Genomic DNA, 10,830 nt, shown 5'->3' on the forward strand with positions numbered 1-10,830 from the left:
TGCCGTGGTCGCGCTTCCCCGACAAGGTCTTGCAGGTGTCGGCGCCGCAAGGCAGCAATCTACAGGCGGGGGGAGTCTCGGCATGATGGGACAATTTCACCGGATCGTCGGCGTCGCGTTGCCGCCCCGCTGCGCCGGATGCGGGACGCCTGTCGCCGAGGATCACCGGTTCTGCGCGATCTGCTGGAGCAGTCTGCGGTTTCTCGGACCACCGTGGTGCGCGCGGTGCAACCGTCCCTTCGCCTTCGACCGCGGAGACGATATTGTCTGCGCGCCATGTCTCGCCGACCCGCCGCGCCATGCCGGCGTCCGTGCCGCAGTCGCCTATGGGCCGATCGCGCGCAGCCTCGTCCTGCGTCTCAAATATGGCGGCCGGATCGCTTTTGCCGAGACTATGGCGCGGCACATGCGCCGCTTGCTGCCCGACGATACCGAACTCCTGGTACCGGTGCCGCTGCACCGATGGCGTATATGGTCGCGGGGCTTCAATCAGGCGGCGCTGATGGCCCAGTCCTTGGGTGGGCTATCAGGGATTCCCGACAATCGCGACGTTCTCGTGAGGGCAAGACGCACCCTCATACTGCGCGGATTGAGCGGGAAGGCGCGAGCGAAGGCGGTCTCCGGCGCGTTCGCCATCGTCAGGCCCGAACGGGTGCGCGGGCGGGCGATCGCGCTCGTTGACGACGTCCATACCAGCGGTGCAACCGCGGACGCCTGTACGCGTGCCTTGCTCAAGGCCGGCGCACGGTCGGTTACCATAATCTGCTGGGCGCGCGTGCTGTCGCCGACCATGGACGATTGACCGCGACCGAGTTGACAGCGATCGGTCGACACCACATCTCCGCACAATGGCAAAAGTAGAAATCTATACCAAGGCGTTCTGTCCGTATTGCACGCGCGCGCTGAAACTCCTCGCGTCCAAGGGCGTCGAGCCCGAGCAGTTCGACGTGACGATGGGCGGGCCGAAGAAGGCGGAAATGGTCGAGCGCTCGGGCGGTCGCAACACGATGCCGCAGGTCTTCATCGACGGGAAGCATATCGGCGGATCGGACGATCTCGCGGCGCTCGATGCAAAGGGCGGTCTCGACCCTCTGCTGGCCTGATGCCGAAGATCGGCGTTCTCCAGATGACGAGCGGTATCGATCCTATCGTCAACGCGGCGACACTGGTCGATGCCATCTACCGGGCCTCGGGCGAGGGGGCCGCGATGCTTTTCACGCCCGAAATGTCTGGCCTGATCGATCGCGATCGTTCGCGTGCCGGCCGATTGATCGTGGCTGAGGCCGAGGATCGCGTGCTGGCGGCGGTGTGCGCTGCCTCCGCCAAGGCGGGTTTCTGGGTGCATTTGGGGTCGTTGGCGGTGCGGTGTGCCGATGGCAGGTTCGCCAACCGTGGGTTCGTGATCGACCATACAGGTACGATCCGCGCACGCTACGACAAGCTGCATCTGTTCGATGTCGATCTCCCGACCGGGGAGAGTTGGCGCGAATCCGCCGCCTATGTCCCGGGAGAGACTGCGTTGGTCGTCGAGACGCCTGTCGGGATGGTCGGTCCGTCGATCTGCTACGATCTCCGCTTCGCCGACCTGTACCGAGCCATGACGGACGCCGGTGCGACCATATTGTCGGTCCCCGCCGCCTTTACGCAGCCGACTGGTATGGCGCATTGGCACATCCTGTTGCGCGCCCGCGCGATCGAGGCGGGTGCTTTCGTCGTCGCGGCGGCACAGACCGGCATACACGCTGACGAACGCACGACTTACGGCCATTCGCTGGTCGTAGATCCTTGGGGCGACGTTCTGCTCGACATGGGCGAAACAGCCGGGCTGGGCTTCGCCGAGATCGATGCCGAGCGGCTGCGCGACGTCCGATCGCGCATCCCGGCAATCGCCCACCGCCGTGCGATCCCCGCCGTCACGGTGGTCCGGTGATCGTCTTCGATCTGAAGTGCGGGGGCGGCCATGTGTTCGAAGCCTGGTTCGGCTCCAGCATCGCATACGAAACGCAATGTGACGCAGGTCAGGTCCGGTGCCCGGTCTGCAACGACAGCGGTGTGACCAAGGCGCTCATGGCCCCGGCGATCGCCGCGAAAGGCAACAGCAAACCGCCTGTGCCAAGCCCGGAGGCGATCAAGTCCGCCCTGGCAATGCTCGCGAAGCGTCAGGCCAAGGCGCTCGAATCGTCGCAATGGGTCGGCACGGCATTTGCCGACCGCGCCCGCGCGATGCATCTGGGTGAGGAGAAGCAGTCCGTCATCCACGGTCAGGCCAGCGTCTCGGAGGCGAAGGCCCTGGCAGAGGAAGGCGTACCGATCGCCGCGCTGCCGTTGGCGGTAGTCCCGCCCGACCGGATCAACTGATCTCGGACTTTGCGATCGTATCGTGGCGGACGGGGTGGGATTCGAACCCACGGTAGAGTTACCCCTACGACGGTTTTCAAGACCGTTGCCTTAAACCACTCGGCCACCCGTCCGGGATACGCGTGTATGGCCGGGCGTCTAAGCGGTAGAGGGCGGGATCGCAACCGTCTGGATCGCAATCGTGGCGCGAGGACGGATTGCATTCCGGCTACACCGGCTACAGGAAGCGAGCATGGATCTAGACGCGGTTTTACAGCATTTTTTCGGCACTGTGGATGTCGATACGATCGATCCGGCTGTGGTCGACCAGGGGCGCGAGAAGATCGCGATTGCGTTCGGGACCGAGCGCGAACCCGGCAGGCGCTTTGCCTTATGGGCGGTGTTGCGCGCGACCGGCGACGCGCCTGACCCACGTGATGCGTTCAAGGATCTACGCGAGCGTCGTGCGGCCGAGATGTACGCGTCCGCCATCGCGGTCGCGGACAGATCGGACTAACGCCGGATCAGGCGGCCCGGCGCTCCTGTAGCGCCCGATCGATCCGGCGGATAAGTTCGGCGATGGGGGGCATATCGTCGCCACGTCCCAGCCTGAGCGGATCACCGGCGGTGCCGCGAATACGCTTGCCGACCAGCGTGAAGACGTCTTGTTTGCTTGCCATCGATCTCGTCCTGTCCGATCATGCCAGTCTGTCCGATGGGGCGAGGATACCGGCCAAAGCGTTAACCGATGGTTGGGACACGTTTTACGAATGCGTAACTGTTTGAGTGATGGCGGACCGTGGCACGCAACGCTCGTCGCGGCCCGGCGTTCTCCATTCGTGACCGGCGCGCCCCGCAGCCGGATGGTCCGGGATCGATTCACTGACGACATACCCATCAGGCTGGTCCGTTCTCGAAGCCGTTCGACATCTCGCGGCATCGTGGGACCAGGAGAATACGCACGAGAATTTTCCTGCAGAGCGGCTTCGGGCGCTGTTCGAGGCGGGCGCGCTGGCGGCGTTCAAGACCGTGACGCCGGGCATTCCCACGGATGCGCTGCTCGACGTGCTGCGCGCGATCGGCGGGGCGGATCTCAGCTTAGGGCGCGTGTATGAGGGACACGTCAACGCGGTCCAGTTGATCGCGACCTATGGCGATACGGAACAACGGCAGACGCTGGACGCCGATGTCGAAGCGGGTCGGACGTTCGGCGTCTGGAACACCGAACCCGTTCCCGGTCTCGCGATCCAGCAAGCCGACGAGACTCGGTGGACGCTCGACGGCGCGAAAAGCTTTGCGACCGGGGCGGGGCATCTCGACCGCATTCTCGTCACCGCGCGCGACGAAGCCTGTGGCAAGCAACTCGTTCTCGTGCCGATCGCCGGTGAAACCGCCCGCGCAGACAATGCCGGCTGGCGGGTTCGGGGGATGCGTGGGACTTGCAGCGGTGGGTTCGACTTTTCCGGTATGACGGTCGGGCGTGAGGGATTGATCGGTTCGCCTAACGATTACGAGCGCGAGCCGCGGTTCAGTGCCGGGGCGTGGCGGTTCACGGCGGTGCAGCTCGGCGCCGTCGAGGCACTGGTGCGGCATTTGCGCGATCACCTCGTCTCGACCGGCAAGGCCGACGATCCGATCCAGCGCGCGAGGTTCGCCGCCTGTTTGACCGACACGCGCAGTGCCGGGCTGTGGGTCCGGCGCGCCGCGCATCTCGCCGAGACGCAGGCGCCCGAGGCTATCCCGTTCGTGCTCATGACCCGCGGCGTCGTCGAGGAGGCCGGGTTGAAGACGATGGAGGCGGCAGCGCGATCGGTCGGCACTGCCTCGTTCTTCGCGAAGAGTCGGATCGACCGTATCACCCGCGATCTGGGGCTCTATCTGCGTCAGCCGGTACCCGATCAGGCGCGGGACCGGGCTGCCGCGGCGTGGTTGGAGGACGATTGCTGGGGCGACGATCGGTGGTGGTAGCGCCCGGCGGTGCCGCGTGGCGCGCGTTGACGCGACGCGCCCGGCGGATATCGGCCAGGGATGCCGCACGGCAAGGCCCGTGGCTCGTGCTCGCGCCCCATCCCGACGACGAGACGCTCGGCTGCGGCGCGCTGATCGCCGCGGTCACGGCCGCCGGCGGCCGGGCGCATACCGCGTTTCTGACGGACGGATCGGGATCGCATCCCGACGCGCCCGGCTGGAGTGCCAAACGGATCGCCGGGTTGCGCCGTCGGGAGGCCAAGGCGGCGGTACGCGTGCTCGGCGGGGAGCCAGACGTACTGCATCTCGATTGGCCCGATGCGTCTCCTGCCAGGCCGGGCGACGCGCTGTTCGAACGCAGCCTAGACCGGCTGGTGTCGTGGAGCCGCCGGCGCGGCATACGCCGGGTTGCGGTGACTTGGGCAGGCGAGCCGCATTGCGACCATGAGGCGGCAGCAGCACTGGCCGTCGCCGTCGCCGCACGACTCCGCTGCCGGCTATACGAGTATCTGGTCTGGGGCTGGACCGTCGACGACCTGGCGTCGCGCCTGCACGGGGTTCGTGCATGGTCGGTCGACAGCAAGGCGGGGCGGCCACGGCAACGCCGGGCGATGGACTGTCACCGGAGCCAGCGCGGCGGGCGCATCGTCGGGGCGCGCGAGAATTTTCGGCTTCCCAAGTCGATGCTGCGACTGATCGATCGCCCGAACACCGTGTTGCTGGAGAACCGCCTTGCGCCGTGAACATTCGATCGAACCCGCCTATTTCGAGGCGCTCTACAAGGACCGGGGCGATCCCTGGCACTTTGAGACCAGCGCGTATGAGGCGACCAAATACGATGCGACGCTGGCGGCGCTCCCTCAGGACCGGTTCGTCAGCGCACTCGAAGTGGGGTGCGCGAACGGCGTACTGACGACGCGTCTGGCGCAGCGCTGCGACGCGCTGCTGGCGGTCGACGTGTCCGACACGGCGCTCGCCGCCGCACGAACGCGGTGTACGGACCAGCCGAACGTTCGGATCGAACGCCGTCGCCTGCCCGCCGAAGCGCCGACGGGCGCCTTCGATCTCGTGCTGCTGTCGGAGGTCGTCTATTATTGGGACAGCGCCGATATAGGCAGACTGGCCGACTATCTGCGGACCTGCGTCCTACCCGGCGGGCATATCCTGCTGGTGCACTGGATCGGCGAAACGGATTATCCCAAAAGCGGGGACAACGCACTCGCCGAATTGCATGCCGCCCTTGGCAACGCGGTCACCGTCGACCGCAGCGACCGGTACGATGCGTACCGGCTCGACCTTTGGCGGTTTGGCGATGCGGGTTAGCCTGATCAGGCGCTGTGCCTCGGCGATCGCGGCGGGCAGGGTGGCAAAGCTGAGCCGATCGCGTTCGGCGGCACCGGCGGGATCGAGCGCGGCCGCCACGCCGTAAGTTTCGTGGAGCGGCGCGTCGTCCGGCTGATCGATCCAGCGGGCGACGGCGTCCGCCATGCCCCCCGGCGCGCGTCCATCGATGCGGCACGAGGTGAACACGCGGACGTCCAGGGCGTGGCGCACGCGCCCGCCGTGACGCCTGATACGGTCGAACAGCGCGCGGTCCTCGGCGACCGGCGGAGTAGGGGCGCCGCCGATCCTGCGGTACAGGCCCCGCGAGAGGGCAATGCTGGCGCCGCCCTCGTAGAAATGTTTGGGCCAGGGATCGTGCGGTGAGGCCTCCGCGTCGGCGCGCAGGTAATCGAGCGCGGTATAATAGCGGCCGATCATGTCGAGCCGCCGCCGCGCCGCGCTGCCAAGGTCTTCACGTTCGCGGCGTACCGTCAGGGCACGTCCCGCGACCGCATCGGCGCCGGCGTCGATATGGGCGATCGTCCGGACGATCCAGTCCGGGGCGACATTGGTATCGGCATCGGTCGACAGGAGCAGATCCCCGTCGTTCTCCAACAGTCCGGCGGCGCTGTCCCAGGCGAGACGCCGCGCCCAACCGGCGTGACGATAGCCGGCCAGTAACGACACCGCGCACCAGCAGACGTCGGCGAATTTCGGTCGCCACCGCGTCAGCACCTCCAGCGTCCCGTCCGAACAATCGTTCAGCACCGCGACGATCGTCACCCGGCCGCCGAACATCTCGGCCGCCCGATCGATCGCCGCGAGGCAGGCGGGGAGATAGTGTTCCTCGTTCTTGATCGGGATCGCGACTGCGACACGGCGCTGTCTCGCTTCGACGGCCATCGCCTTCGGAAATTCTGCAAATCTCAAACGAGGACTCTCGAGTTGGCGGGCAGGCCATGCCGATATCGCGGTCGCCATACCGATCTCGCAGCCATGATCACCGTTCGCCCCCGAGTTTCCCGCAGAGTCACAAAGCATGACGACGCCGTAGAGTTTCGTCCACTTCGGGGCGATTGATCAGGATCAACCAGATTGGGCGCGATTGGAAAGATGCGCGAGCCGGCGCGTTGGGCGTGGACTATCTCCTGCGAAAGACCAATCATGCACATCGACCTGACAGGCCAGGCCGCGATCATCACGGGCGCGAGCTCCGGATTGGGTCGCGCCGCCGCGATCGCCTTCGCCGCCGCCGGTGCGGCCGTCGCGGTGAACTACAACAGCAGCGAAGACAAGGCGCGCAAGGTCGTCGACGATATCGTCCAGGCTGGCGGGACGGCGTTCGCCTGCGCGGCGGACACGTCCGACGAGGCGGCCGTGATCCGGCTGTTCGACGAAACCGCCGAACGGTTCGGCGGCGTCGACATCGTCCTCGCCAATGCAGGCATGCAGAAGGACGCGCCCTATGCCGAGATGACGCTCGACGACTGGAAGCGCGTGATCGACGTCAACCTGACCGGCCAATTCCTGGTGACGCGCGAAGCCGTACGGCGGTTTCGCAAGCAGGGCGACCGCGGCGTCAGCCGGGCGATCGGCAAGATCCTCTTCATGAGTTCGGTCCACGAGGTCATCCCGTGGGCGGGGCACGCCAACTACGCCGCGTCGAAGGGCGGCAGCGGCATGCTGATGCGGACGCTCGCCCAGGAAGTGGCGGGCGATCGGATCCGCGTGAACGGTATCGCGCCCGGTGCGATCGCCACTGCGATCAACGCGGACGCGACCGCCGATCAGGACAAGCTGCTCGAACTGATACCCTATGGCCGGGTCGGCGATCCCGACGATGTCGCGCGCGCCGCATTGTTTCTGGTCTCGGACGCTGCGGACTATATCGTCGGATCGACGCTTACGATCGACGGCGCGATGTCGCTTTACCCCGGCTTTCGCGACAATGGCTGACGCCCGGCCGGCGACGGGTGGCCGAGCGTCCGATCGCAACGTGGCGGATGCGCGTGCGGTGACGCAGATCGCCGACCACGGCGCGATCGGCAATCTCGAGACGATCGCGCTCGTCGATACGGCGGGCACGATCGATTACCTGTGCTGGCCGAGCCTCGACAGCCCGTCGGTTTTCGCGCGTCTGCTCGATCCGGAGACGGGTGGCCATTTCTCGATAGAACCCGATCTCGATGGCGCGCGGGTCGTTCAGATGTACGTTCCCGAAACCAATATCCTCCTGACCCGCTGGATGGCGACGGACGCGAGCGTGGATCTCGTCGACCTGATGCCGGTCGGCGACAGCCAGCACGAGGTGCCACCCCGGCTCGTCCGCCGGATCACCTGCACCCGCGGACGTGCGGTGATCCGCATTCGCTGCGCACCGCGGTTCGATTACGGCGTGGCGGGTCGCCCCGCCGTCGTCGAAGCCGGGTTCACCGCAGCCGAAGACGGCAGCGCCCCCGGCATCTCACGCGGCCGGTTCGATCATGAATCCGGGCTCGCGCTTGCCTTGCACGGCAAGGGGGTGCTCGTCGCCGACGGCTGCGACCTGATCGCCGAGATCGATCTTGCCGAAAACGAGACCGTGTCGCTCGTCCTCAGCAATCCCGAAGACGTGTCGTTGGGCGCGTCCGCGCTCGATGCGGTCGTCGAGAAGGACATCGCCTATTGGCGCGCCTGGAGCCGGCAATCGACCTATCGCGGCCGCTGGCGCGAGACGGTCGAGCGGTCGGCGATGCTGCTGAAGCTGCTGACGTCGCGCAAGCACGGGTCGATCGCCGCGGCGGCGACGTTCGGCCTTCCCGAGGCGCCGGGCGGGGTCCGCAACTGGGATTACCGGGCGACGTGGATCCGCGATTCGTCCTTCACCATCTACGCGCTGATCCGGCTGGGATATCAGGGTGAAGCGATCGGCTTCATGCACTGGACGATGGAGCGCATCCGGATAGCCGCGGAGGGCCGGGACGGCGGCGAGGGCACGATCGGCGTGATGTACGCGCTCGACGGTGGTCCGGTCGCATCCGAACGCGAGCTTGCGTTCACCGGGTTCGAAGGGGCCGCGCCGATCGTGGTCGGCAACGACGCAAACGTCCAGGTTCAGCACGATATCTACGGCGCGCTGCTCGATGCCATGTATCTCGGCAGCAAATACGGCGAGCCACCGTCGCATGACGGCTGGCAGAGCATCCTGCGGATCGTCGATCAGGTGTGCGAGACGTGGCAGACGCCCGATGCCGGCATCTGGGAGGTACGCGGGCCGACCAAGCACTACCTCCATTCGCGGCTGATGAGCTGGGTCGCGGTCGACCGTGCCGTTCGTCTCGCACAGAAGCGTTCGCTGCCCGCGCCGATCGTGCGCTGGGCGGAAACGCGGACGGCGATCCACGACGATATCTGGGCCAGTTTCTGGGACGAAAAGCTCGGCCGGTTCGTTCGCGCGATGGGCGATACACCCGCCGACAAGGCCGTCGACGGCGCGCTGCTGATGATGCCACTGGTGCGGTTCATTGGTCCGACCGATCCGAAATGGCTGGCCACGCTGGATGCGATCGGCGCCGACCTGTCGGATGATGGCTTGGTCTACAGGTACAGGATCGAGGACGGCTTGGCCGGGCAGGAGGGTACATTCGTCGCCTGCTCGTTCTGGTATGTCGAATGCCTCGCCCGCGCCGGACGCCTCGACGAGGCCCGGTTCAACTTCGAGAAGCTGCTCGCGCACGGCAACCATCTCGGCCTGTTCGCCGAGGAGATCGCGCAGGACGGCACGGCTCTCGGCAATTTCCCCCAGGGGTTCAGCCACCTCGCGCTGATCAGTGCGGCGTTCTACCTCGATCGGGCGCTGGACGCAGGCGGTCCGCGCGCCTGGGGGTGAGTGCCGGGCCTGCAAGACTTTGAAGAACCGCCGCCGTTCCCCTCATCGGCGAGGGACGGCGGCGGGGCGTGGTCCGGTCAACCCTCGAACAGGTCCTTATATTGTCTCGGCTGAGACCGCAGATACTGGTTCGGCGCCTTCACTTTGCCGCCAAGATGCGCCGCCGCATGCCAGGGCCAGCGCGGGTCGTACAGGATCGTCCGGGCCAGCGCGATCATGTCCGCATCACCCGTCCCGACGATCGCCTCGGCCTGCTCGTAATCGGTGATCAGCCCGACCGCGACGACCGGGATCGACACCGCCTGCTTCACGGCGCGTGCGAGCGGCACCTGATAGCTCGGCCCGACCGGGATCTGCTGCGCCGGGGTCGTCCCGCCGCTCGACACGTGGATCGCGCTGCACCCGCGCGCTTCCAACGCCTTCGCAAACGCCACCGTCTGGTCGGAGTCCCAGCCGCCTTCGGCCCAGTCGGTGCCCGATACGCGCATCGTCACCGCCCGCTCGGCGGGGAACGCCGCGCGAACCGCGTCGTAGACCTCCAGCGGGAAGCGCATGCGGTTTTCCAGACTACCGCCATATTCGTCCTCGCGCCGGTTCGACAGCGGAGACAGGAACTCGTGCAGCAGATAGCCGTGCGCCGCATGCAGCTGGATCGCGTCGATCCCGAGCCGCGCCGCACGCACCGCCGCTGCCGCAAACGCATCGCGCACACGGGCCAGTCCCGCGGCGTCGAGCGCGACCGGCGCGTTCTCGTCCGGCAGGAACGGCACTGTCGAGGGCCCCTCGGTCTGCCAGCCGTTCGGCGCGTTCGGCGCGATCTGCAGCCCACCCTGCCAAGGCACGTCGCACGACGCCTTGCGCCCGGCGTGCGACAACTGGATCGCGATCGGCATGTCGGACCACCGCCGGATGCTTTCGATCACGCCTGCCATCGCCGCCTCGGTCGCGTCGTCGTACAGCCCGACGTCGCCGTGCGTGATCCGCCCCTCGGGGAGGACCGCGCTAGCCTCGATCGTCAACAGCGCCGCACCCGACAGCGCGAGCTGCCCCAGATGGATCTGGTGCCAGTCGTTCATGCAGCCGTCTGTCGCCGAATATTGGCACATCGGCGCGATGACGATCCTATTGGCGAGCGTCAAATTGCCGACCTTGAGCGGCTCGAACAGTTTCGGCCCGCTCATGCGATGATTGACATCAGGGTGGAGTGAAGGCGCATGATCGGTCCTCGATACGTGGGAGGGGACGGCGGAAACTCGCCATGGGATGCGGAACATAGGAAGTGGCGGGCGGGTTTCATGGCAAGGAATGCTGCACCGCGATAAAGTCGCGGGCAC

Annotated in this window: 12 protein-coding genes, 1 tRNA gene and 1 pseudogene; 10 read left to right on the forward strand and 4 right to left on the reverse strand. The window is 66.7% G+C overall.

Features of this window, described 5'->3' with window-relative positions; all coding sequences use genetic code 11:
• Nucleotides 1–82: 82 nt before the first annotated feature.
• From U1707_RS16825 to U1707_RS16840, 4 genes are read left to right on the forward strand one after another with little or no spacing between them, the layout of a single operon-like run.
• Nucleotides 83–802, forward strand: a complete 720-nt coding sequence (locus tag U1707_RS16825) for a ComF family protein (RefSeq protein WP_332801207.1) — start codon at nucleotides 83–85, stop codon at nucleotides 800–802.
• 46 nt (nucleotides 803–848) lie between these two features.
• Nucleotides 849–1,103 (forward strand): glutaredoxin 3, encoded by a 255-nt coding sequence (gene grxC, locus U1707_RS16830; RefSeq protein WP_187502832.1) that lies wholly within the window; start codon nucleotides 849–851, stop codon nucleotides 1,101–1,103.
• Entirely contained in the window at nucleotides 1,103–1,930 is an 828-nt protein-coding gene (locus tag U1707_RS16835) for a carbon-nitrogen hydrolase family protein (protein WP_332801208.1), read from the forward strand. Before grxC ends, U1707_RS16835 begins: the two co-directional genes overlap by 1 nt.
• A complete protein-coding gene (locus tag U1707_RS16840) occupies nucleotides 1,927–2,358 on the forward strand; it encodes a DUF1178 family protein (RefSeq protein ID WP_332801209.1) in 432 nt (143 codons plus the stop codon). The genes U1707_RS16835 and U1707_RS16840 overlap by 4 nt, the downstream gene beginning before the upstream one ends.
• Nucleotides 2,359–2,381: 23 nt before the next feature.
• Here U1707_RS16840 and U1707_RS16845 read toward each other — a convergent pair.
• Nucleotides 2,382–2,471 (reverse strand) — tRNA-Ser (locus U1707_RS16845).
• Nucleotides 2,472–2,590: 119 nt separating this feature from the next.
• Between U1707_RS16845 and U1707_RS16850 the strand changes: the two genes are divergently transcribed.
• On the forward strand, nucleotides 2,591–2,854 hold the full coding sequence (locus U1707_RS16850) for a hypothetical protein (protein WP_332801210.1): 264 nt from the start codon (nucleotides 2,591–2,593) through the stop codon (nucleotides 2,852–2,854).
• A gap of 7 nt (nucleotides 2,855–2,861) precedes the next feature.
• On the opposite strand, the gene U1707_RS16855 is transcribed toward U1707_RS16850, so the two are convergent.
• Complete coding sequence (locus U1707_RS16855) at nucleotides 2,862–3,017, reverse strand: hypothetical protein (protein ID WP_332801211.1); 156 nt, start codon at nucleotides 3,015–3,017, stop codon at nucleotides 2,862–2,864.
• 349 nt (nucleotides 3,018–3,366) lie between these two features.
• On the opposite strand from U1707_RS16855, the gene U1707_RS16860 reads away from it, so the two are divergent.
• The 3 genes from U1707_RS16860 to U1707_RS16870 are packed head-to-tail and all read left to right on the forward strand — an operon-like array spanning nucleotide 3,367 to nucleotide 5,628.
• Nucleotides 3,367–4,305 (forward strand): acyl-CoA dehydrogenase family protein, encoded by a 939-nt coding sequence (locus tag U1707_RS16860; RefSeq protein WP_332801212.1) that lies wholly within the window; start codon nucleotides 3,367–3,369, stop codon nucleotides 4,303–4,305.
• On the forward strand, nucleotides 4,296–5,048 hold the full coding sequence (locus U1707_RS16865; protein WP_332801213.1) for a PIG-L deacetylase family protein: 753 nt from the start codon (nucleotides 4,296–4,298) through the stop codon (nucleotides 5,046–5,048). The genes U1707_RS16860 and U1707_RS16865 overlap by 10 nt, the downstream gene beginning before the upstream one ends.
• Entirely contained in the window at nucleotides 5,038–5,628 is a 591-nt protein-coding gene (locus U1707_RS16870; protein ID WP_332801214.1) for a class I SAM-dependent DNA methyltransferase, read from the forward strand. Before U1707_RS16865 ends, U1707_RS16870 begins: the two co-directional genes overlap by 11 nt.
• Before the next feature lie 474 nt (nucleotides 5,629–6,102).
• Here U1707_RS16870 and U1707_RS19115 read toward each other — a convergent pair.
• A pseudogene (locus U1707_RS19115) lies at nucleotides 6,103–6,669 on the reverse strand (glycosyltransferase family 2 protein); the annotation flags it as partial.
• 123 nt (nucleotides 6,670–6,792) lie between these two features.
• Between U1707_RS19115 and U1707_RS16880 the strand changes: the two are divergent.
• Together U1707_RS16880 and U1707_RS16885 are read left to right on the forward strand one after the other, a co-directional pair.
• The gene (locus U1707_RS16880; RefSeq protein ID WP_332801215.1) at nucleotides 6,793–7,584 is read left to right on the forward strand and encodes an SDR family oxidoreductase; all 792 of its coding nucleotides are present in this window, start codon (nucleotides 6,793–6,795) and stop codon (nucleotides 7,582–7,584) included.
• Entirely contained in the window at nucleotides 7,577–9,496 is a 1,920-nt protein-coding gene (locus tag U1707_RS16885) for a glycoside hydrolase family 15 protein (RefSeq protein WP_332801216.1), read from the forward strand. The genes U1707_RS16880 and U1707_RS16885 overlap by 8 nt, the downstream gene beginning before the upstream one ends.
• Before the next feature lie 77 nt (nucleotides 9,497–9,573).
• Here U1707_RS16885 and U1707_RS16890 read toward each other — a convergent pair whose 3' ends face one another.
• A complete protein-coding gene (locus tag U1707_RS16890; RefSeq protein ID WP_332801217.1) occupies nucleotides 9,574–10,677 on the reverse strand; it encodes an NADH:flavin oxidoreductase/NADH oxidase in 1,104 nt (367 codons plus the stop codon).
• Between the last annotated feature and the right edge of the window lie 153 nt (nucleotides 10,678–10,830).

The organism is Sphingomonas sandaracina (assembly GCF_036663695.1).
Lineage (GTDB): Bacteria > Pseudomonadota > Alphaproteobacteria > Sphingomonadales > Sphingomonadaceae > Sphingomonas.

Bases quoted from the DNA above. Each gene is read 5' to 3' on its own strand.
- U1707_RS16825 (WP_332801207.1), top strand. From the start codon at position 83: ATGATGGGACAATTTCACCGGATCGTCGGCGTCGCGTTGCCGCCCCGC.
- U1707_RS16885 (WP_332801216.1), top strand. From the start codon at position 7,577: ATGGCTGACGCCCGGCCGGCGACGGGTGGCCGAGCGTCCGATCGCAAC.
- U1707_RS16890 (WP_332801217.1), bottom strand. From the start codon at position 10,677: ATGAGCGGGCCGAAACTGTTCGAGCCGCTCAAGGTCGGCAATTTGACG.
- U1707_RS16880 (WP_332801215.1), top strand. From the start codon at position 6,793: ATGCACATCGACCTGACAGGCCAGGCCGCGATCATCACGGGCGCGAGC.
- U1707_RS16850 (WP_332801210.1), top strand. From the start codon at position 2,591: ATGGATCTAGACGCGGTTTTACAGCATTTTTTCGGCACTGTGGATGTC.
- grxC (WP_187502832.1), top strand. From the start codon at position 849: ATGGCAAAAGTAGAAATCTATACCAAGGCGTTCTGTCCGTATTGCACG.
- U1707_RS16855 (WP_332801211.1), bottom strand. From the start codon at position 3,017: ATGGCAAGCAAACAAGACGTCTTCACGCTGGTCGGCAAGCGTATTCGC.
- U1707_RS16835 (WP_332801208.1), top strand. From the start codon at position 1,103: ATGCCGAAGATCGGCGTTCTCCAGATGACGAGCGGTATCGATCCTATC.